18 protein-coding genes are annotated in these 22,745 nt (G+C 55.1%); 6 read left to right on the forward strand and 12 right to left on the reverse strand.

Going from position 1 to position 22,745, the window contains the following annotated elements; all coding sequences use genetic code 11:
• Positions 1–268 precede the first annotated feature (268 nt).
• The 3 genes from HDF14_RS18445 (at position 269) to HDF14_RS18455 (ending at position 6,183) form a co-directional block, all read left to right on the forward strand.
• Positions 269–2,005 (forward strand): GWxTD domain-containing protein, encoded by a 1,737-nt coding sequence (locus HDF14_RS18445; RefSeq protein WP_183979541.1) that lies wholly within the window; start codon positions 269–271, stop codon positions 2,003–2,005.
• A 139-nt stretch (positions 2,006–2,144) separates the two neighbouring features.
• Entirely contained in the window at positions 2,145–3,869 is a 1,725-nt protein-coding gene (locus tag HDF14_RS18450) for a carboxypeptidase-like regulatory domain-containing protein (protein ID WP_183979543.1), read from the forward strand.
• 451 nt (positions 3,870–4,320) lie between these two features.
• Entirely contained in the window at positions 4,321–6,183 is a 1,863-nt protein-coding gene (locus HDF14_RS18455; protein ID WP_183979544.1) for a VWA domain-containing protein, read from the forward strand.
• A gap of 104 nt (positions 6,184–6,287) precedes the next feature.
• On the opposite strand, the gene HDF14_RS18460 is transcribed toward HDF14_RS18455, so the two are convergent.
• Both HDF14_RS18460 and HDF14_RS18465 read right to left on the reverse strand, forming a co-directional pair.
• Positions 6,288–6,812: a cupin domain-containing protein gene (locus tag HDF14_RS18460; protein WP_183979546.1), complete on the reverse strand. Its 525-nt coding sequence runs from the start codon at positions 6,810–6,812 to the stop codon at positions 6,288–6,290.
• Positions 6,813–6,989: 177 nt separating this feature from the next.
• Entirely contained in the window at positions 6,990–7,613 is a 624-nt protein-coding gene (locus HDF14_RS18465; RefSeq protein WP_183979548.1) for a hypothetical protein, read from the reverse strand.
• 194 nt (positions 7,614–7,807) lie between these two features.
• Between HDF14_RS18465 and HDF14_RS18470 the strand changes: the two genes are divergently transcribed.
• Both HDF14_RS18470 and HDF14_RS18475 read left to right on the forward strand, forming a co-directional pair.
• A complete protein-coding gene (locus HDF14_RS18470; RefSeq protein ID WP_183979551.1) occupies positions 7,808–9,859 on the forward strand; it encodes a PD40 domain-containing protein in 2,052 nt (683 codons plus the stop codon).
• Between the two features lie 82 nt (positions 9,860–9,941).
• A complete protein-coding gene (locus HDF14_RS18475) occupies positions 9,942–11,162 on the forward strand; it encodes a glycosyltransferase family 4 protein (RefSeq protein WP_260698376.1) in 1,221 nt (406 codons plus the stop codon).
• Between the two features lie 11 nt (positions 11,163–11,173).
• Here HDF14_RS18475 and HDF14_RS18480 read toward each other — a convergent pair whose 3' ends face one another.
• Positions 11,174–11,563, reverse strand: coding sequence for a PAS domain-containing protein (locus tag HDF14_RS18480; RefSeq protein ID WP_183979553.1), 390 nt, complete (start codon positions 11,561–11,563; stop codon positions 11,174–11,176).
• A 99-nt stretch (positions 11,564–11,662) separates the two neighbouring features.
• On the opposite strand from HDF14_RS18480, the gene HDF14_RS18485 reads away from it, so the two are divergent.
• The gene (locus HDF14_RS18485) at positions 11,663–12,265 is read left to right on the forward strand and encodes an alpha/beta fold hydrolase (RefSeq protein ID WP_183979554.1); all 603 of its coding nucleotides are present in this window, start codon (positions 11,663–11,665) and stop codon (positions 12,263–12,265) included.
• Between the two features lie 899 nt (positions 12,266–13,164).
• Here the strand turns inward: HDF14_RS18485 and HDF14_RS18490 are convergent.
• The 9 genes from HDF14_RS18490 to HDF14_RS18530 form a co-directional block, all read right to left on the reverse strand.
• Positions 13,165–14,247, reverse strand: a complete 1,083-nt coding sequence (locus tag HDF14_RS18490; protein ID WP_183979690.1) for an amidohydrolase family protein — start codon at positions 14,245–14,247, stop codon at positions 13,165–13,167.
• Positions 14,178–14,636, reverse strand: a complete 459-nt coding sequence (locus HDF14_RS18495; RefSeq protein ID WP_183979556.1) for an amidohydrolase family protein — start codon at positions 14,634–14,636, stop codon at positions 14,178–14,180. The genes HDF14_RS18490 and HDF14_RS18495 overlap by 70 nt, the downstream gene beginning before the upstream one ends.
• Positions 14,637–15,249: 613 nt before the next feature.
• Entirely contained in the window at positions 15,250–15,402 is a 153-nt protein-coding gene (locus HDF14_RS18500; RefSeq protein ID WP_183979558.1) for a hypothetical protein, read from the reverse strand.
• Positions 15,403–16,040: 638 nt separating this feature from the next.
• On the reverse strand, positions 16,041–17,114 hold the full coding sequence (locus HDF14_RS18505; protein WP_260698378.1) for an aromatic ring-hydroxylating dioxygenase subunit alpha: 1,074 nt from the start codon (positions 17,112–17,114) through the stop codon (positions 16,041–16,043).
• Positions 17,115–17,790: 676 nt separating this feature from the next.
• A complete protein-coding gene (locus HDF14_RS18510; protein WP_183979559.1) occupies positions 17,791–18,579 on the reverse strand; it encodes an alpha/beta hydrolase in 789 nt (262 codons plus the stop codon).
• 199 nt (positions 18,580–18,778) lie between these two features.
• Entirely contained in the window at positions 18,779–19,006 is a 228-nt protein-coding gene (locus HDF14_RS18515) for a helix-turn-helix domain-containing protein (protein WP_313899622.1), read from the reverse strand.
• A gap of 1,192 nt (positions 19,007–20,198) precedes the next feature.
• Positions 20,199–21,209, reverse strand: a complete 1,011-nt coding sequence (locus HDF14_RS18520) for a methyltransferase (protein WP_183979563.1) — start codon at positions 21,207–21,209, stop codon at positions 20,199–20,201.
• 112 nt (positions 21,210–21,321) lie between these two features.
• Complete coding sequence (locus HDF14_RS18525; RefSeq protein ID WP_183979565.1) at positions 21,322–22,245, reverse strand: alpha/beta fold hydrolase; 924 nt, start codon at positions 22,243–22,245, stop codon at positions 21,322–21,324.
• Positions 22,246–22,412: 167 nt separating this feature from the next.
• Positions 22,413–22,646 carry a hypothetical protein gene (locus HDF14_RS18530; RefSeq protein ID WP_183979567.1) on the reverse strand — a complete coding sequence of 78 codons (234 nt, stop codon included), beginning with the start codon at positions 22,644–22,646 and terminating at the stop codon, positions 22,413–22,415.
• Positions 22,647–22,745: the final 99 nt, after the last annotated feature.

Here is a 22,745-nt window from a genome sequence, read left to right on the forward strand (position 1 = left end):
CGCGAAGGATCGGAGATGCCTGGGAGTCGGTGCTTGCTAAACGCTAGTACGGAAGCAGAGGAAATTGCGTTCCGTCCTCATTCCAAAAGCTAAGTTGGATTACTCTACGAGCAACTGTGCAAAGCCCTGCAACTCTTCGCTAGACGGGACTTGTAGGCTTTCGCGGGAACACGAGCGATGATATCAGGGGAAGCATTGAGTCTCCTCTTGTAACGGAGATGTAACGGCTCTACAATGTTGGTTGGTAACAGGAGTGCACCCCTTCTCTATGAAAATTTCTCGGCGCTTGGTATCCTGCACGACCCTATTGGTGATGATCTTTATGGGGGGGCATGTTTTGGCTGCCCAGGAAGCGACCGGCGGCTCTGACCAGACTGATGGCGTGACCAAGGGTCCGGTGACGGTGGAGAAGCCAGATCCTTTGAAGCGGCCGCTCAGCGACAAAGAGAAGCGTGACCAGCAGAAGGCGCTGAAGGCGGAGTTAAAGGGCGTCTACAAGAAGTGGGTGGATGAGGACGTTCGCTGGATTATTACGGATCAGGAGTTGCAGGCGTTCAAGAGCCTGAGCAATGACGAAGAGCGCGACCAGTTCATCGAGAATTTCTGGCTGCGGCGCAATCCGAATCCAGATTCGCCCGAGAATGAGTTTCGCGAGGAACACTACGCGCGCATTGCATACTCGAATGACCACTTCGCGGCGGGCAAGCCTGGCTGGAGAACCGATCGCGGTCATATCTACATTGCTTACGGAAAGCCGGACAATATCGATTCGCATCCGAGCGGTGGCAGCTACGACCGTCCGATGGAAGAGGGTGGTGGAAGTACCTCTACGTTTCCGTTCGAGATTTGGCACTATCGCTATCTGGAGGGTATCGGGGATAACGTCGATATCGAGTTTGTCGATACCTGCATGTGCGGCGATTACCACATGACGATTGATCGCTCCGAGAAGGACGCGCTCAAGCATGTCCCGGGTGCGGGCCAGACGTTGTATGAGCAGTCGGGACAGTCGAAGCAGGCAGACCGCTTTTCAGGTGGATTGGAACAACTTGGCGCAGGACCTATGTCCTCCGCGAATCAGAGCAAGCAGTTCGACAGGCTCGATCGATATGCGAAGTTGATGGCTCCTCCTGAGATCAAGTTCAAGGATCTGGAGTCGTTTATGACGACTTCGAAGATTCTGACCGGACCTCCGTTCCTGTTTGATGTCCGGACGGACTACGTCAAGGTTACAAACGATACGATTCTGGTGCCAGTGACGCTGCAGATCAGAAACCAAGACATCACGTTCACGAATAAAGATGGCGTTGCGATGGGTACGGTGAACATCCTAGGGCGTGTCTCGAACCTGAATCACAAGGCGATTCAAACCTTCGAAGATACGGTCAGTGTTCAGGTGCCGAGTGAACTGCTGGCGCGCAAACGAGCTGATCAGTCGGTCTATTGGAAATCATTGCCGCTGCGTCCCGGTTTGTACAAGGTTGACATTGTGATCAAGGATGTCAATAATCCTGACCATATCGGAAGATGGCAACGAAGTTTGAACGTCCCGGCCTACGACGATGATCGACTCGCTTCTTCTTCGCTGATTCTGGCATCTTCGATGGAGAGAGTCCCGTCGAAAGATATTGGTGCCGGGAATTTTATTATTGGCGATACTCACATTACTCCACGCGTTCCAACTGGAATTGGAGTTCCTGTGACGTTTCACAGGGGACAGAATCTGAACTTCTGGATGCAGGTGTACAACTTAGGAATTGATGAGAAGAGTAAACAGAATGGCGCGACGATCGAGTATGAAATTCTCGACGTAGGGACCAATAAGGCCGTTCTTGAGACGCAGGAGTTGACCTCGAAGACCAACCCCAATGCGGATCAGGTTACGATTGAAAAGAGTTTGCCGCTGGCAAGTCTTCAGCCTGGCAAGTATCAGGTGAATATCAAAGTGAACGATGGAATCACGAAGCAGCAGATCGCAGAATCTGCGCCGTTTATCGTAGATTAGACAGGTGCTTTAGAAGAGTACATGGTTATGCAGACGCCAATTCGCGATAACCAGTCACATCGCACTCTGTAAGACGCCCCTAATTTTCTAGGTGCGGGATGATTTCGGATAGCCATTCGACGCGCAGGACGGTTTTACTGTGCTAGGACCCCAGGGGAAGATCGCGTTTCTGTCGCTGATGCTGCTGATTGCAGCATCTCGCGTTGCCGTCGCCCAAGGTGCGGCAGTTTCTGGAGTGGTTCGCGATGCGCAGGGTGTGGCGCAACTGGGTGCTCTGGTTCAGGTGATTGCGGCAGATTCGGCGATGGCTGGAACTGCGTTCACCGATCTTCATGGGCGATACTTCATTGCTCACCTGCTTCCTGGACAATATGAGGTGAGAGCGAGTGCGGCGCTGTTTGTTCCAGCGATGCGGGGGAATTTGCAGCTCGCGTCCGGAGCTCAGGCGGTTGTCAATCTCACGTTGAGTACGCTGTTCGAGTCGACTGCATGGCTTCCTGCGGAGCGGCGGAAGGCGGACGAGCCAGGTGACGACTGGAAGTGGACGTTGCGGTCGGTGGCGAATCGTCCGATCCTTCGGTTTGCCGAAGATGGGGATGTGATTCTGGTCTCTTCGAGTGTTCGGGAGACTCCAAAGCGTGCTGAAAGAGTACGCGCTGAGGTTACGGCTGGTGACGGCGGCTTCGGGAGCAGCGGGGTTCACAATGTTTTTGGGTTCGATCGAGTGCTCGATGATGGGGCCGGTCTGACGCTGCATGCGGATATTGGGACACAGCCGGGGGCACCTAATGTCGGTCAGTCTGTTGAGGTTGCGACCGGGTATGGGATGCAGCTGGGGTATGGTGGCGCGGCGCGGACTGTGTTGAGCTACCAGATGCATCCTGAGATGCTGGCGTCGGATGGGACACCAGGGCTGGGTGTGATGCAGCTTGCAAGTGGGCAGAAGATACAGATTGGGGATTTCGCGGATGTCGAGGCGGGAGGGACGATCTATGTGGTTCGGACCTCTGGGTACGCGTCCGGATCGCGCCCGTTCCTGAAGGTTACGGCGCATCCGACCGAGAACTGGAGCGTCGGGTATCGGATGGCGACGGCGCAAGACCTGCAGTCGTTCTCGGGGCTCGATACGATGCGGCGGGAGTTGCCGGTTGCGACGATTTATCAAGGCAGACTGCAAACCGACGGTGGGTTGCACCAGGAGTTGAGTGTTGGCCGGAAGACTGGCCGCGGAATGGTTCAGGTTGCGTATTACGCTGATTCGCTGGATCGGGTCGCTGTCTCAGGTGGTGGTGGGTTGACTTCGGCAGATATCGCGGCGACGGGGCAGAGTGGCGCGAATGGGATCGTTGCCGATTCAACGACAGGGAACTTCCGGTTTTTGAGTGCTGGGTATAAGACTCAGGGTTTGAGTGTCACGATGACCGAGCCGTTGACCACGAATCTGTGGCTTGCGGTCGAGTATGGCACGGGGGCGGGGCTCGCGGCGAAGGATGGCGTTGTCATGTCGCTTCCGAATGCTGGATCGGATCTGGCGCCAGTGTCTGCGCGGACTGCGACCCTTGCTTTGAAGGGACGGGTTCTGCGCAGTGGGACGGCGCTTCGCGCAGCGTATCGCTGGCAGCCGACACGGTTGGTGACGGCTGTGGATCCTTATGCTCCTTTCAGCGATCAGGCGTACCTGAGCTGCTATCTGCGGCAGTCGTTGCGATTGGGGCGTCTGCTGCCGCCCGGGCTTGAAGCTACAGTTGATATCACGAACCTGCTGGCTCAGGGTTATCGGCCGTTCCTGTCGGCGGATGGACAGACTCTTTTCCTTGCACAGTCGCCTCGGACGATGCAGGCTGGACTGTCGTTTACCTTCTAACCGCCCTTCTTTGTCTCCTTTCTCTAGAGGGGTCCCCCCCCCTATATGCTTCGTGTAAACTCCTTTGAATCAACGACTTGCGAGCGGTAGCATCTCTCAAATTATTCATTCTAAATGGGTTGCGTCCAAATTCGTCCAAATAAAGGGTTTATGGCTTCGTTATAAGCCTTACAAAGCAAAGGCCCCGGTGGGTTCCGGGGCTTTCGTTCTCTGTCTATCCAGTATAGCGAATCGTGCATAACTCATACGCCACGCGAATCTTCAGGATTGGCGAGGGTTTTATGCGATTGGGGGCTTGACAAGATTTTCGGGCGGGCTGAATCGAGCGTCTACGAAACTCTCGGCGGCCAATCTGACGAGATGGCAACTCGTCGATACTTTTCCAAAACCTCGTAAATGAATCAAGATTCCGCAACTATGTTGAAATGAGTGACGTCTCACCGGGTATCCAATGTCGCTCCGTCTTACATTGTTCGCAATACTCCTCGCTGTAACCTTTCAACCGGCTCTGTCCCAAACATCTACGCCTTCGTTGAAGGCCCGAACACAACTCGTCATCGTGGACGTGGTAGTCACAGACAACAAACAGAACCCTGTTCACAATCTCACCGCCTCGGATTTCACCGTGCTTGAGAACAACGTTCCCGAGCACATCAAGAGCTTCGAGGAGCACTCGACCGCAAATGCCGCCAAGTCCGAGCCACCCCTCGTTCTACCACCCGGCAACTTCACCAACTACACAAACGTCCCTGCCGATGCCCCCCTCAACATCCTCCTCCTCGACACTCTAAACACACCCAACGACGCCCAGATTTATGTCCGCAATCAGATTCGCCTTTTCCTCAAAAGATCTCCGCCGAACGTCCCCCTGGCAATCTTCGGTCTCAGCACACACCTCTGGCTTTTGCAGCCGTTCACCGCAGATCCCCGCCTGCTTCAGGCCGCGGTTGATCACAAGACTCCGAGGACCTCTCCGCTGATGGACAACGCAGCCACGGGCGATAAATCCGACACCTTCTCTCTAGAGATGTCGATAGCGCATACGCCTCCGTATATCGTCCAACGCATGCAGCAGTTCGAAGCCGAGCAGACCTCCGATAACCTCCAACTCCGGACGCGATACACACTCAACGCTCTGAATCAGATGGCACGCTACCTCGCCGGTCTACCTGGGAGAAAAAATCTCATCTGGTTCTCCGGCTCGTTTCCCATCAGTATCCTGCCCGACGACAATATCCTCAACCCCTTCGCGATTACCGCAGACTCCTCGGATGAATTTCGCCAGACTACGGACCTGCTCGCCAGGAGCCAGGTTGCTGTCTATCCGATCGACGCTCGCGGCCTCGCTGGCCCGTCCGTGTACTCCGTCGAAAGCTCAGGCGTGCAGTACGACCCCAAGCTCGACCCCAATGGAGGTCGCAACCAGGACGTCTTTACGAACCATCTCAACGATTCCATTCGTCAGAACGCCGACGACAACTCCACTATGCTCCAGATGGCCGAACAAACCGGTGGCCATGCCTATATCAACACCAACGGTCTCGCAGATGCTGTCGCTCGGTCCATCGAAGCCGGATCCAACTACTACACCCTCACTTACACCCCAACCGACACCACCAACGACGGTAAATTTCGCAGAATCCAGCTCAAACTTCGACGCGACGGATACACACTCGCATACCGTCGCGGCTACTACGCCGATGCTCCCGCTCACGCCCCCGCTCCTGCGCCGGTCACAGTCTCCAACGCCGCTCTTCACTTCGTCCCACTCGCAGCCGTGCCTACGGCCCCCCTAGCCGACCCCATGCGCAACGCGATGATCTTCGGCTCTCCCGCCCCAACCCAGATCACCCTCAAGGTCCTCGTCGTTCCCGCTGCCGGCCATCCGGAGGACAGCCTCGCTCCGGGTAATATTGCCTCCAGAAACATCACCGGCCCGTACCGCCGTTATGACGTCACCATCGCCGCGGATCCCAGCGCGATCGTCTTCACCCCGGCTGCCGACGGCAACCATCACGCCAGCCTCCTCTTCCGCACCTATGTCTATTCGAGAGACGGCAGGCTCATCAACGCCTCCAACAGGATCGACGATTCAGACCTCACGCCTGCACTCTACCATCGCGCCCTTCACACTGGTCTCTTCTTCCATCAGGAGATCAGTGTGCCTGTCAAAGGAGAGTTCTACCTCCGTATCGGAGTCCACGACGATGTCGCTGATCACGACGGTGCTGTCGAAATCCCCGTCGACAGCGTTAAAGATCTGCCGCCTCTTACTTCGCCACCAGTTACACAACCGCTGGCACGACGGCACTGAAGGGCTCTCCTATGCATAAGCAAGTTCCCCTCAAGACCATCACAGATGTGGATTGGTAATGCCACTTCCTCTAGAGTGCTGGAGGCGGATCGTGCAGTCCTCTTTTAGAAGTGGCAGTTTTGTGGGGGTGGGGCGTCGATGCGGCGTTCAGTGCCCTGGGGGATTAGTTGGAGGGCGATGGTACTGGCCTGGACGGTGCTTTCGTTTCGGATGAGGTGGATGTGGTCTCCGCCGTGATCGACGAATCCCATGCCCTGGGTGTAGATGTGGGGTCTGCACTCGGGGTCGTCGCTTCCGTATTCGGTCACGGTTCCTTCTGTGACGATGATCAGGCTGTGGCCGGGGTGGGTGTGCCAGCCGGTGGTTCCTCCGGGTTGCCAGATGTTGTTCTGGATGTATAGGTCGGACGGGCCTTTGGTCTGCTGGAGAGACGTCCAGAGTTGTTCGTTCCTCTCTTTCGCCGGCCCGCGCGGAAAGTAGCCGGAGACGTTGATTTCGCCGAAGCGTCCTACGGCGAGCAAGGTGCTTTTGTATCCCTCAGGCGTTGTTGCCGGAACGCTTAGAGGTTGAGAGAGAACCAGGGCGATGACGGCAGTCAAAAACAGCAGATGTTGGAGTCTCCTTGGCATGCAGACTTCCTCGTTTTTTAATTGTCGTGCGGAGTGCGCGTACGCATATCGCACGCTGGCGGTCGTCTTCCAGTTCGTGCGGTAGTTCAAACGGCAAGTTCAAGCGGCAAGGCGGAGACCTGAGCTGAGTGCAGGAGTCCGCCTGGCTGGTCTTTGGTTGACGCAGGGCTGACGGAGTTATCGATCTTTTCCGATTGTGTCGCTTGCCGGTTTACGTACGACGCCGTGGATTGCCTGCGGTCCGAAGTGCATCGTCGCAGGGCCACCGAAGACCATCGTGATGTTCGAATTGGTGACCGAGAACTTGATATCGTCTCCGCCGGTAATGCAGACCTGGAGTGTCGAGGTAGGAGGATCCGTCTCGAAGGCGCCGTTGCTTCCATTCCCAGTCGCCAGACTGACTGTGCCATTCAACTGAAAACCCTGGAGTGTGGGGGTGCCCCATGGGGGGCAGCCGGTCATGTCCCATTTGATCCTCATGTTGGTTAGCTTGATGTGGTGGGTGTGAGGGTTCACGAGGGGCTGCGTGGGGTCTACTGCACCTGCCGCAGTTCTTCCATAGCTGGACATGGTCATGTCGGCTATGAAGTCGGCTGATGCCCACTCCGGATGGATGTCCATGGACCATTGACCGTGCATCTCATACGGGCTGCCTTTGACGGTCGCGAGCTGAGGGGTGTAGTCGTTGATGAGGCCGCTGAGGTGCTGTGGCGAGCGTCCTTGGGCCAAAGCACAGGTGCCTGAGACCAGCAGAAGCAACGAGAGCACACGCGCCGCCGAAGTTGGGGTTTTGCTTTTCATGAGAGAACTCCTGTTTGCGATTTCGAGATTGATTTGGGATACACGGATACCCTCTGACACGTTGGGGAGGAGTTCAAGCAGTAAGGCGCGGAAGTGCTTTGGTTCTGCGATTTGCTGCTGAATGCGGCTGTTTGCCGTGCCTTTGCGGGGCGGGGGTACAATTTGTCACGAGTGCGGATCGACCAGGAGACGCAATGGACGAAACATCCGTTGGTGCACCGCCATCTGAGCGACCGGTGGGAGATCGGCTGGACTCGTGGAAGGAGATCGCGGTTTATCTCAACCGCGATGTGACGACGGTGCAGCGGTGGGAAAAGCGGGAGGGGATGCCGGTTCATCGGCATCTGCACGACAGGATGGGGTCGGTGTATGCGTCTCGGGCGGAGCTGGATGCGTGGGCGCTGGGGCGGAATCTTCGAGCGGCGCCTGAGAACGGGAGTGGTGTTGCGGCGGCTGACCCTGTGCCGGAGGAGCAGCCGGTTATAGAGCAGCCGCGTGCCGGTCGGGGATTTGTTTTGCCGCTGATGGTTGCGGTGGGAGTGGCGGCGGTGGTTGGTGCGGTGCTTTGGTTTCGGGGGACGGAGTACTTCTGGCAAAATCCCGTTGCTGATGCGCGAGTTCAGGCGGTCACGGACTTCGGAGGAGTGGAGCAGGCTGCGGCTGTGTCGCGGGACGGAAATCTTGTGGCATTTTTGTCGGACCGCGATGGGCAGACGGATGTTTGGATTAAGCAGATAGGCTCGGGGCAACTCCGTAACTTGACCAACGGGAGCGTGAAGGGATTGGGCAATCCGTCGATTCGCAGCCTCGGGTTCTCGCCTGATAGTTCTTTCGTTACGTACTGGGCTCGAAGACAGGACGGGGACATCAGCGTATGGGCGGTGCCGACGCTGGGCGGAGAGCCGAAGACCTACCTTGAAGGCGTGGCCGAGTTCGACTGGTCGCGGGATGTCTCACGACTGGCGTATCACACGCCTGGGCCTGGCGATCCGCTCTTCGTATCGGATGGCAATATTCGATCGGGAGCTCGGCCCATCTTCACGGCGGCCGCCGGGCTTCACTCCCACTTTCCGTTGTGGTCGCCTGATGCGAACTACATTTATTTCGTCCAGGGCTTGCTGCCGGATCGATTGGACATCTGGCGAATAGCTTCGGGCGGGGGAACAGCTGAACGAATCACTTCGCATAATGGGCGCGTGACGTATCCGGTGTTTTTGGATCGGCGGACTCTGATGTACCTTGCGAGCGATCCGGATGGCTCGGGCCCGTGGCTTTATAGCGTGGACGTCGAGCGACGCATTCCTCATAGGCTAACGTTTGGGCTGGACCGGTATACGTCGCTGGCGGCCAGCGCCGATGGGCAGAGGTTGGTGGTCACGCTTGCGAGTCCGAAGAGAACACTGTGGAGGTTGCGGATAGCGGACTCGCCTGCAGAGGTGTCGGCGGCTGTTCCGGTTGCGCTGACGAACGGCGTAGGGTTCGCTCCACGCCTGTGTCCAGGCTACCTTTTGTATGTTTCTGCGACGGGTGCGGGCGAGAGCATCTGGAAGCTCGTCAACGGGGCTGGCACGGGGGCTGGCACGGAGTTGTGGAGTGGACAGCGAGCGCGAGTCATTGGCGGACCGGCGATCTCGCCGGATGGACAGAGGGTTGCGTTCTCGGTGCGGCAAGGTGGTCAGACGCTGTTGTATGTGATGCAGGCCGATGGAACAAACGCACGCATCGTGACCGATACGCTTGCCTTGCAGGGCTCTCCGGCATGGAACCCGGATGGGCGATCGATTACTTCGGCAGCGGACGATCATGGCGTCACGCATCTGTTTCGTGTGCCGCTTGATGGCCGTCCGCCTGCTGCTTTTGTGCAGGAATACTCGGTCGAGCCTGCGTGGGCGTCTGACGGGAGTTTCGTTGTATATTCGGGACCGGATATCGGCACTACATTTTCGGTGAAGGCGGTTACTGCTGAAGGTGGCGCGCATCCACTGCCGGGCTTGACGCTGACGCGAGGTGCTCGACACCTTGCGCTGCTGCCCGGGGGGCGAGGACTTGTGCTGATGCGGGGAGAGATTCAACACAAGAATTTGTGGCTCATTGATCTGGAGACGGGGGCCGAGCGGCAGTTGACCAATCTTCCTGCTGACTTCGACCTTCGCGACTTTGATATCTCGCCGGATGGACGAGAAGTTGTTCTTGAACGCGAGCAGGAGCGCTCGGATGTGATGATGCTGGATGTTGCGCGACGGTGATTTCGTGATGGAGAGTGCAGTTGCGTATGATGTGTCTCTGTTCGGTTGCGCGATGATTTGAGATCGGACGAGGAGGCTTTGCTTGCGAGTTGGTCTGATGACACGAGAGTATCCCCCCAATGTTTACGGGGGCGCTGGCGTTCACGTTGAATATCTCAGCCGGGAGTTGGCGAAGTCGATTGAGGTGGAGGTCCATTGCTGGGGGAAGCAGTTTCTCGACGAAGGAAATCTGCATGTGCGCGGTGCTGAGCCATGGTCCGAGATCACCGAGGGCACGAGTGAGAAGTACAAGACAGCGCTCGAGACGTTAAGTCTGAATCTTGCGCAGATGAAGTCTCTTGCGGCGATCGACATTGTGCATACGCATACGTGGTATGTGGCGATGGCGGGATTCCTTGCGAAGAAGCTGTTCAATGTGCCGTTTGTGTTGACGACGCATAGCCTGGAACCGCTACGTGCGTGGAAGGCGGAACAACTGGGCAGCGGCTATTCGATGAGCTCGTGGATGGAGCGGACTGCGATTCTGGACGCAGATGCTGTGATCGCGGTGTCGAAGGGAACGAAAGAGGATATTCTGCGCGCTTACCCAGAGATCAAGGCGGAGCGCATTCACGTTATTTATAACGGAATTGATCTGAATGAGTATCAGAAGACCGCGGAGAACTCGGCGCTGATCAAGTATGGGATTGATCCGACGGTGCCGTATGTTTTGTTTGTTGGCCGGATCACACGGCAGAAGGGTGTGACGCATCTGGTGGAGGCGATTCCTCATCTTCCGAAGGGAACGCAGGTGGTGTTGTGTGCGGGGGCTCCGGATACGCCCGAGATTGCGGCTGAGATGCGCGAGAAGGTGGAGCAGGCGAGCAAGACAAATCCGCGCGTAGTGTGGATCGAAAAGATGGTGACGAAGCCGGAGGCGATTCAGCTCTACAGCAACGCGAGTGTGTTTTGTTGTCCGTCGGTGTATGAACCGTTCGGGATCATTAATCTGGAGGCGATGGCTTGCCGGGCTCCGGTAGTGGCGAGCGCGATTGGGGGGATTCTGGAAGTTGTTGTGGATGGCGAGACGGGCTATCTCGTGCCGTTCGAACAGGACCCAGTGACGACGTTCCCTTCGAACCCTGAGAAGTTTTCGCGGGATCTTGCGGAGAAAATTTCAGCGCTGCTGGCTGATCCTGAGAAGGCAAAACGATTTGGGGAGGCGGGACGTAAACGTGTGGAGGAGACTTTCGCGTGGTCTGCAATCGCCGATCAGACGATTCGTCTTTATCGACAACTCATTGGAAGCCGGGGAAACGTGTGACGTTGTCGCGTCTATGAGCCGAACAGGTCTTCGGCGGATTTGACGGGGGTCGTGTCCCACTTTGAGATGACGACCATCCTGACTTCGCGATTGAGGCCGCTGGCTTTGTCGATGTACATGCTGTTGCGATAGATGAGTTGGACGAACAAGATGGTGCCTGAGCGCGTTCGGTAACGCCATTCGACAGCGCCTTCGGGAGGGGAGGCGGCAATTGCCCTGGCGAGGAGGGGAATTTCCTCAGGTGGTCTCAACTGCTCGACGGACATGGTGAGGAGATCCTTGATCTCGTACTGCATCAGAGTGGCGAATTGTTGATTGCAGGCGATGATCTGGTGTGAGTCCCTGTCAAAGAAATATGCCGGGGATGTGACGAGCTGCAGCAGATCGTCAAGGTTGTCCACGGGGCATCCTCCTTTGAATGAATTTACGATTCTATCGCGCTTTTTTCGTTGGGCGATACAGGGAAGGTGATCCGGGGTATGCTGCAATAATCTTGGCGTATGAATAGCCACTTGCACATCCCGACCGATCCCGGTAGCGATTGCCTCATCTTGACGCACGGTGCTGGCGCAAACTGCGACACCCCGCTTCTCATAGCTTTGGCAGACGCGTTTTGCGCCTCGGGGATGACAGTCCTCCGCTTCGATCTCCCCTTTCGCCAGTTGCGGTCGCATGGGCCACCACCACGTGGCAGTGCGGAACGTGATCAACAGGGAATTCGAGAGGCCGTTGCGACGATGCGACAACAAACTTCAGGTCGTTTGTTTCTGGGCGGTCATTCCTACGGAGGAAGGCAGGCGTCGATGCTTGCTGCAGCTGAGCCCGGTCTGATAGATCGGCTCCTGCTGCTCTCGTACCCGCTTCACCCACCGCGACGGCCCGATGAGTTGCGTACCGGGCATTTTCCGGAGCTCAAGACTCCCGCGTTGTTTGTTCACGGCACTCGGGATGGGTTTGGTTCCACGGACGAAGTGATTGCAGCGTTGAGGCTCATTCCGGCACGAACCGAACTTCTCGAGATCGCCGGTGCAGGGCATGAGCTAATGACCAAGAGCAATCGTCAAGAGCTTCTAAATGTTGTAGTGGAGGCGTTTCGGTTTTGAAGAAGTTGAAGGGGATGGTGGACGCGGTAGGGATCGAACCCAGTGTACGGTCTTGTGTTTGTGTAAGATGCACATTCTAAAAGATGCATATTTGGCAGAAATGGCATGATTTGCTGGGTGCTAGCACAAATTAGCACAAAAACCCGATGCCGCTGTCGGCGCAGATCATCCACTCCCCATGTCGATTCCGATCTCACCTGTCGAGAGCCGGGGCGTGCGACGGTTCTCGAACGGTCACGAGCTGTTCCAGCCTGCGGAGGAGTCCAAGATTTGCAAAACCAATTCGCCTGTGCCGTGATCCTACCGTGCTCACCCGAGGCGTTGAATCGCAATTTGACCGAGTTAGACACTTGTCGTAGATACATGGACGAGAGTTACCCTCGTTTACCTGGCAGTGCTGCAGGGGAGGCGGGAGATCGGTTCGTGGGTAACGAATCCTACAGCAGCAATGGAGACCAACATGGCATTTGCATATAACCAATCAAACACTTCGGAAACAACTATGCCCAATGCTGCGAGCTCGCTAGCGGCACTCGAAAAGCACTACGGTGAGTCGGCCCTAGAGCCAAGGTAGATAGCGTTTATCCTAGTAATTGCACCTATCATCAGCGACAACGCAACAACAGCCAATTGGACAGAGATTCCTGACCTCAGTCTCTCCGCGTTCAGTGGGGAGACAGTCGAACGTTCCCGGACTTCCTGGTGGCAGTGAATTAGTTATACAGCCGACTAGCTCAACAAGGCTCTCAATCGCACGTCAATTCCTTGGCCACAACGGTGCGCGCGGCTCCATCAAAGGTCGAAACACATTGCCGCAGACTTTTATTCTCGATCAAACTAATCCTTTCAGTCACGCGGCGGGCCATACATTGTCGGGGGGGAAGTGCCTGCGTGAGCGCTCATTCCTCACCGGCCAATCCTGCCACCGAGGCAAAGAGCTTTGCCGAATCCCAGGCCACACCATTTTTGAAGACTGTCTCCGGCTTCTCGATGGCATGAGGATCGTGTTCGAAATCCCCGTCGAGGAGCAGAAGGTCGGCGCGCTTGCCTTTCTCGATCGTTCCTATCTCCTTGTCCCGCCCGAGGTAGCGAGCTCCATCCAAAGAGAAGATTCGAACGGCTTCGGATGCTGAGAAACCAGCTTCGATCAAGAGTTCCATCTCATGCTGATCGGCGATCCCGGCTATCGTATCGCCGATGCCTGTAGTGTCGGCTCCGGCCATGAGCAGCCCGCCTTGCCGGAAAAACTCCCGCTCAAACTCCATCTCCTTATGTATTTGGATTTTGCTTAGCTGCTTGTCAGGTGACTTTTCCATGCGTTTGCGAATCGCGAGATAGTCATTCCAGGCGCATGGGCTCATAGCTGCTTTAGTGGAGTTGAGGCTTTCCAGGGAAGGCTGATCGTCAGCCGCATCCACAACGACTGCCAGTGTCGAGGTAATCGCGACATCGTGTTGGATCAACTCATGAATGAGGGACTGTATCTGGGGCCCTTGCATGTCGACTGCTGCGATAGCGACCCCCACCTCGTGTCTGGAGGGGCACACGCCACGCTCCCCGGTCGAAACGAGGTCGGTGCCAGTGATAAGGCCATGTTCAAGATTGTCGATCCCCATCGCAATCGCTTCCCGGAAACCTACGCTGCAAAGGTGTCCGGTCAGTTTAAGACCGTGCGCATGAGCCGCAGTGATGACCGCCCGGAGCGTGTCCGGTTCAATGTATTTGTACGCCTTAAAAGAGGTAATGCCGCGCTTGCTCCAGTAATCGACGGTTTCCCGTGCGTCCTCGGCATTGGTGATGGCCTGGTTTGTCAGAAAATTGGTACCGGGCCCGTCTAGGTACGGACCGGTCAGTTCAAGATCCGGACCGGCCTGCTGACCCTTTTCGATCAGCCGCTTGATGGCCAGGTCGGTTATGGTTCGATAGAGCCGGTTGTGCGCGCCGTAGTGACGCCGGCGGCCAAGTACATGCGTGGCGCGGATTTGCCAAGAACTGTGCCGAGAATCATGCCGGCGCCGGTCTTAGGGAAGAAAAGATGCTCATGCATGCCCACGAGTCCCGGCAGCAAGGTCTTGCCCGTCCCATCCAGAACAGTCGCAGTGTCAGGAGCACGTAAGGACGCATCCGGTCCCACGCTCGCGATGCGGCCATGGTCGATTAAGATCGACTGATCGTGCTTGGCCGGAGTTCCAGTTCCATCGAACAGAGTGACGTGTCGCAGCAGAACAACAGGCGCGTCCATTCGCAGCAGAGCCTTCATTTCGGCGGAAAGCGGGGCAGAGGCGTGTTGGCTTTGCGCCATCCCGCAACAAAGCTCAAGACCGGCCAGCAACAGCAGGCCACCACATATTCCAAACTTGTTATTAGACATTTTCTGCCTTACTGAACGATTTAGACAAAAGCTAGCGCCCTCTTTCGAACTCGCCATCTACTCTATTTTTGAAGCAAGGTGAAGAAATGGTCTTGGCAAAAACAGATACGAACTTGACGATTCCTATCATTTTTGAGTTCCCACGGCCGTGGGGCCCGTTCGTCCGCCTAGATTGCTATGCGTTTAGAGTATGGTACGGGCCGATCGCGATGAGTAGACGATTGCAACAGTTGCATGCTGCGCGCAAGTAACCTGGTGGATCGGATGTTTGCAAAACCAGCCCGCATCAGCCTCGCGTGCGCGTCGCGGAGGCGTCTGAAACGAACTTCATCCGCACCTTCCGTGTGACGTTGACGGAAGCCCCGCACCGCTACCTGAAGCGCCGGCGCGTCAAGCATGTGATGTTTCTTCTGCACACCATCAAACGCCGAAGCGTAACGGATATTTGGTTCGAAGCGCTTCGCCACGTAGAGTTACCGTATAGCAGCTCACCCACTCTCTCAGCCAATGAAAACGTTGAAACAGCACTGAGATTCGTATCCATATCAACTTTGCACTTGGAATCTCTTCAATTGCCAGTTACTACGATCTTTATATCGAAGCGCAATCCAGATCATTGGATCAGCAAGGATCTGTTCAGCAGCCGAATCAGCGACGCGGGCTCCAAATAAGGAGATGCGCGGAAGTAACTTGTACGGTGCTTTATGTCGATGGCAGTCTCCAAATCCACATCGGCCTGGGGAGCATCGATGGAAAGATTTGCCACGGTAGCTTTCCAAGCGGCATCATCGCAGACAACTATGTAAGTCCAACTGCTCGGCTGCGGGTGCAATAGCAAGTTCTCATCTAAGAACTTAGATTGCTCATGACAATTGCGAGGAATTGCCTGTTTTTTGCCAGATACACTCGAGACCGTCCGGACGCTGGTAGCTGCGCGAACTGTACGGCCACACACGAGGCCATCGAGTAAAGCAAGGCCTACTATTAGTGGTAATTTCAAGGTAAACATATTGCGGAGCGTAGAAGATAGCATTTTCATGGAGTGTCCTGCAGTGAGTGTTAGTTGCGAGCCAAATCAAAATGTATGAATCAGGCTCACACCTAGTTCCCATCGCAATGTGAATGCTTGTCTCATATTGAGCAGGCGACAAGTGGAATGGAGCGGATAAGGTTCCCTACAAGGAACGCCTACCGTCATTGACACATCAGACGCCTAGTCAGGACAGAGACTAACTGGTTAGTGTGCATAAAAAGGGTGGATTTCCACATATTGAGCTTGATTCTGTTCATCGAAACGCGCTCTCGCTAATGAGCTTTCCTGACATAAACGTGCTGCCAAGTTAATTGGATTGTCATACTTCTGAATACAAAATTGATTGGTTATCCCCACATTGGGCTTGGTACTTATGTCGTGTAATTTTGTCCTAGTCCCAAAGCTGCCAGCCCCTTTCTATAAGCTATAGAGCTCCTGTCTGCACCGAAATGCGCTTCGGCGTGGAGGTCTATTGGTAAATCTTCTGGAAATTGCTGTTCCACGATTGCAATATCCTCAGCGAACACTTGGTGATTGAAGTCGAGTGTGGTTTGGAGCGGTGCGTCTTTGTCAAAGTTCCGACAGACGGGTACAAAGAGTCTTGTCTTGCGGGCAGAGACCGGTGATGCAGCATTCAGAATTTGAAGCTGTCCCCCCTCGGGAAAGAAGACGGTTAATTTAGCGTTGAAAGGCAGGTACACCTCGAAGCGCCTACGCCATAGAAATCCTGGAGGATTGAGGTGCTTATACTCATGGGAATAGTTGCTGACAGTGCTGACATAGTCAGCGATAAATCCTGCAGCAGTCTTTGTGACGGGGTAGTCGGGGACGACGGGATTGTCGGCCTCTCCAAAGCTTTCAGCGTGGACAAAGGCAAAATGGCTTACGTCTAGAAATCCTTCCACCTGACGGCCCGCAGCGGCGTTAATTGTTACGCTGTCAGGCAGCACATTCAGGTAGTCAGAGGAACCCCACTCCTCCAACACGGGGAAAGGGCGAGGGCCATCATCGACTAAGCGGACCCACACGAGTCCGTATTGTTCCGTCACGGCAAAAACATCTAGTCGCAGCTTCGGAGAAATGCTTCCATTGGGATGAGCAGGTATACAGGTGCAACGGCCGTCTCGATCGTACCGCAAGCCATGATATTTGCAGATGATCTCATCGCCTTCGACGTGTCCCAAGCTGAGCGGGACCCCTCGGTGATAGCAGATGTCCCTTGCTGCAGCGAGCGAACCGTCAGAAAGTCGATAGACAACCACACGTACATCGAGGAGAGTCGCGGCGTAGGGTTTACTTGTAATTTCGTGGGAGAATGCGACCGGATACCAGAAGGGTGCCAGCGTTCTCCAGTCGGTTTCGGTAAAGGTACACCCGCGTGGACGAGGAGCTGGTTCGGAGGGGTTAGTTGTCGTCATTTCAGAGATTGGAATAATAGTAGTCATAGATCTTGTGGGGGATTGTTCCTTGTGCAGTTGGCCAATCTTTGTTTTGGACAGTTCGATGACGAAGTCAGCTACGCTTCGATCGTTCAGCCATCACCAAACATCATAGGTTTGCGTTGTGAGCGAAATATCGACCGCCGAAGTTGAGGCAATATAGACGTGCGGGAAGGCCGTTGCTTTTCCGCGTCTGAATAACAACAAGGACTTTAGCGGTTTGTGGATTAGCGACCTGAGTCCCAGGTTGAAAAGAATTGAGTGTTTACGAAAGAGAGTTAGCAAGGAGAACCGCCAGAATCTCTTTCAGCGAAGCATGACTCTAAGTAGACCTGCAATGTTCTCAAGTAATGCTGCAGGCATAGCGCGCCAGAACGGCCGCGCTATGTCCACACGCGCCTTGTAACGTGCCAGTGTTCCGACGATGTTGCCAACGATTCCTGCCACAATTTCCATAAAAAGTTGTCCGTTGTGACACGCGTATTGCCTCTCGGCGGATCGCGTGAATTGTAGACACAAAGATCCTTCCAGACGCTCCCAATCGTTCGAACGAACGTGAAACAGTTTGTCTCACGTATCTCTTAGGCTAAGGACATCAAGTAAACGAGACCTATCGCACCCGCTCTGGCAAGATGCGGCAGGTCTCGTCCCGCACACCTCTCAAGGGAAGTGATTGCGAGCTCTACTTTGAACCGGCTTTTGACAGTGCCTCGAAAATCACACTGGCAACCTTGGATGGATGAGCCAGCATAACTACATGGCTGGAGGAAACTGTCGTTGTCGTCGCATCAATTTTCTTCGCCTGGGATGCTTCGAGGTCGGGAGAAATCGTCCGGTCATTCGCAGCAATGATGTACCACGATGGCTTCGACTTCCAGGCTGGAACAGTGATCTCACCCTTCATTGCGGCTACGCTTGTGGGAACCTGCGATGCAGTCAGAATCGAAATCTCTTTAGGGGAAAGATCTTGAGCAAAATCCTCTGCAATCCCCTTCGGAGTCAACTTGATGAAACCGCTTTTGTCGGGACGTAGTTCGGTGCCGATTGGTGTAGGAACACTTGTAATGAGGCCGAAAGCAGATTCCCCTTTATCCGGGGCCACTGCCGACACGTAGACGAGTCCGGCTACCTTGGGATCATTTCCTACTTCGGTGATGACTGCCCCTCCGTAGGAATGTCCGACGAGCAACACAGGACCGTCCTCAAGATCTATGGCCCGCTGCGTAGCAGAAACATCGTCTGCGAATGATGTCAGCGGAATTTGAACGGCCACAACATGCAGCCCCTTCGCCTCCAGTAGTGGTGAGACCTTCGACCAGCTCGAGCCGTCTGCCCATGCCCCATGGACGAGGAGTACCGTTTTGACCCCTGTGGGGGCTATTTGCGCTGTCGCCCTGATGGCAGGAGCGAGGATCGCTAGAAGCGTAGCGCACGTCGCCATCAGATTTCGAATAAACTTGAATACTTGCATTATCTTCTCCTTGTCGAACAGGATCCGCACACAGCTTGAGGTTTCTCTGAGAGCCCGTGCAAACCGTGCTAAATGCGAATAAGACTCATTTCTGACGCCAATCTCACATTTCGCTGTTCTGTTCTATCGAGGGTAGTTTCGGTCGAGGGGAAGCATCTAGGCGAAAACCATCGCCACTTGGCCATTTCATGCTGGATATTTAGAACCACCAATTAGAGACCTCGCTTTTTAGAGCACACCACTCACTACAGCCCTGCTTTGATAGTCCCCTAAACACTTCATTCAGTGCGGACTGTTCGCCAAAACCGCAACGAACCGCAATGTCAGCAAGTGGAAGATCTGAATGCAGGAGATATGTCTTTGCCATATCGACCCGACGTTCGATCATTACCGCCAGAACTGGGAGTCTCGTTTTTACACAGCGCACAGTGGAGGAATTTGCGGAGGACTCGCGCTCGATATAGTAAGGCCCCCCAAAAGCAGTTGATGCTGCCGATGCCAGAAACTGCTTCGCACTCTGATATCAAATATCGGCAAGAAGCTAACAGCATTCGTTGCCGGTATGGACGATATCGAGATTATGGAGAGTTGGATGGCAGGTGAGCATTAACCAGCGATGCGGAGAAGCGTCTGCGCTTTACCTATCATATCGTGATGACGCTTAGGATCAAAGATGCACCGGAGGTAGCGCAAGCCTGGTTGATAGGAGTCAACCCTGAATTCGGCGATCGTGTCCCTATACGGCTGCTCAGAGAAAAAAACCACGATCAGGTTGCAGAACTTATAGTGGGGGCGGCGAGAAATTACAACAATTCCGGTCGCCGGATCGTAATTCGTACCCACTTGCATTGGCAGATCGAATGTACCAAAAATAGCCCGGACAACGAAGGATGCGTTTTTTGGACGGGTGCTGAGGCGCCCTTTCACCGTACCTGGTGGCGAGGTGACGATGTATAGTTGGATCGCCTTCCCGTCCTCCACACAAAGGAGTCCGACTCAATGCTCGAACAATTATTTTTTCGATCTGATGCTTTAGCTTGTCAGCTTTCGGCACCGTTAGTTGACGAGCGTAGGCAATATCTAGCTCAATGTGCAGCGCAGGGGATCACTCGGCGCACCCTACGAGTGAAAGCTCGACTTCTTGTGTCAATCACGAAGCACCTGAGGCTGGCTGAACGACCCTACGGAAGAATCGCTCTTCCAGAAATCGAGAAAGCGGCAAATCGGTGGTCAATCCAGAACCATCCTTCATCAAAGAGTTCGTGTGCAAGATTGTCGAGAGCGCAATTCATAAACCGAGCGCTTGATTGGCTGCGGCTTCTCAATCGCCTCCGAACTATACCTAAACAGGTAACTGTCTGTGACAAAATGTTAGCCGAATTTAGCAGCTTTATGACAATGATCGAGGGCTCTCTCCAACGACCATTCAGTACCGTTGCAACTCCGTTCGACCGTTCCTTGAGCAGATGCTTGAGGGAGAACGGGCCCTTAACACGATTACTGTCCCCGATGTGGACTCGCTTCTCACGCAGAAGGCGCAAAATCATCATTATGCAACCGCTCGCTCCAGCGGGCGCCGGCATAACTCTCCTAATACAGATGCGAGCCTTGCGTGAGGATTACTTGATGCCGACGACCATGGAGTCGGGGCCGACGAGGTGCTCGACGCGGGTGCTGGTGAAGCCGGCTTCTTTCATCCAGCCGATGCAATCGGCGCCTGTGTAGTCGAAGCCGCCGGGATGTTCGATGAGCATGTTGAGGCTCATGAGGAGGCCGAAGACGTTCTTGGATCGGTCGTCGTCGATGATGCTCTCGTAGACGATAAGGGCGCCGCCGGATGGGAGCGCTTCGTAGGCTTTGCGAATGAGCATCTTCTTCTCTTCGAGGTTCCAGTCGTGGAGAATGTGGCCCATCATGACGACGTCGGCGCTGGGGATGGGTGAGTCGAAGAAGCTGCCGGGGAGAAAGTGGACGCGGCCTGAGAGGCCGTTGCCTGTGATGTAGTCCTCGAAAACGGGGCGAACCTGGGGCAGGTCGAAACCGATTCCGGCGATGTGCGGGTTGGCGAGGGCGACCTGGGTGATGAGGTCGCCTTGTGCGGTGCCGACGTCGACGGCGGTCTTGAATTCAGACCAGGGGAACCTCTGGGAGATGGCGATGTTGGAGCCACGGCTGAGGCCCGTCATGGCCTGAAGGTAGCCGCCGAGTTTTTCCGGGTCAGTGGAGATGAGCTCAAAGAAGCCCTGCTCCCCTGTCAGGATTTCGCTTTGCGGCTCGCCGGTGCGGAGGGCTGCTGTAAGGCCGCTCCAGAATTGGTAGAGGCGGTTGTTGGCCATCTCGAGTATGCCGCCGATGTAGGAGGGCTTGCGCTTGTCGAGATAGAGGTCTGTTGAGGGCGTGTTGTAGTAGGTGCCGTCGCGGCGCTCGAGAAAGTTGAGGGCGACGAGGGCGTCGAGGAAGTCGTGTGCAGAGCGCGGATGCAGGCGAAGCCGGTCTCTGAGTTTGGGCAGGGTTCCGGGGGCTTGTGCCAACTCGGTGAAGAGCTCTAATTCGACTGCACTGAGCAAGGTCTTCGAGGCCCAAAAGCCAAGACCTGTCTGCATGATTTGATCCATCCGTGGTTCGTTCATCGCCGTTTGCTTCTCCGTTTTAGATCGTTATAGCGTGCTACGAAAGTACATACTTCATCCCGTTGACCGCTTTTCTCGTGCGCGCCTACTGCGCCCGCCACGTGCCTCGCAGTTACTGCTTTGTCGATGCCTTCTGCTGATCCAGCCAATTCAGGATGAGATCAGCAACCTGATCACTGTTGCGTTCCATCATCATGTGGCCATTGCCGATTATCCTCTGATCAGGTAGCCAGACGAACGTAGTCGTAGCCCCTTGTGCCAACAGCCAATCGGCCACTTCCTCGTCGACGTGGCGAGGGTGCTCTAGATCTTCACCGCCTGTCACAATCATCACCGGTTCACCCCTGAAACAGGCAGGCTCTTGCACCCGTACCTGCGATCCTCGCACGTTAAGCCGCTCGTATATTAGCCGCGACCCTGTATATGTGAGCAATTTGGTATAAGCGTCTAGCCTGTCGAGCGGGAACTGTGTGCTGTTTCCCACTAATTTATCTTTAACGAACGACGAGGTGGCTAGGACAGCGCCTTCATTGCGTAACGTCAAAGTGCGGAACTGGGTACGAAGGACAAGCCCTTCTTCACTTTCGGAAAGAATCTCAGGTTCGGGCTGGATATTACCGGGTGGAGCTGGTGCGATACCCACAATGGCAACAATCTTATTTCCGCACAGCTCAGCGATCCGCCAGCCAAAGGCAACACCCATGGAATGGGCCAGGAGCACTACCGGTCCATCGACTGTTGAAATAAGTGCCGCCAAAGCTTCGCAGGTCTGTTCGCTGGTAAGAGTTTTTAGATCAAGTACGCCGCTGAGCCCATGGCCGGGCCAGTCTGGAATCAGCACCTCATAACCGTGTTCGGCAAAACGGTATGCCCAACCGGGTTTGTCCTCCAGAGTATTCATATAACAACTGCCGGTGTGGTTTCCTCCATGCACCATTACCACTTTCGGATGTTGCTGCGACCCGTCTGGTGTCAGACATTCAAAATAAACTGCGAAGGGGTCAGACACAAACCCGACGCGATGATTCAGATTCATATGTTCCTTGCAGGTTAGGTAAGCTAGATGGAGGTCGCTGTGCGAAGAAGGTTCGCGACATCCTTTGGATTGTCCAGCATAGCGTCATGGCCGGACTCAATTGTCCTCGTTATCCACGTAGAGTCTCCCCGTAAGCGTTCGTAGAACTGTTTAAATGGGTTGGGCTCTCACGCAGACGCCAGAGCGTATATCTTCTTCGTTACGTTGAGATGATTGCCCTGCAACTGAATCGCTTCGGTCATGGTCGCAAGTGGATGAGGCGTGGACATCGCATCGACCCAGGCGCGCTCCTTCTCGTTTACGTGGAGCATCGCTGCTTGGATGGGCGAACACGCGATCCCTCCATGCTGACCAGAATCCCTAATATGCATCAGTTGATACGCCTCGGGAGAGAGCGTCATGATTGAATCTCCATCTTTGGGATACCAGGCGTCGAGATAGACAAGTGAAGAGATGTTTGCAGTTATCTGATCGGCAGCGCCGCTGATCACCATTCCGGA

The organism is Tunturiibacter gelidiferens, from assembly GCF_014201335.1.
GTDB classification, from domain to species: domain Bacteria; phylum Acidobacteriota; class Terriglobia; order Terriglobales; family Acidobacteriaceae; genus Edaphobacter; species Edaphobacter lichenicola_E.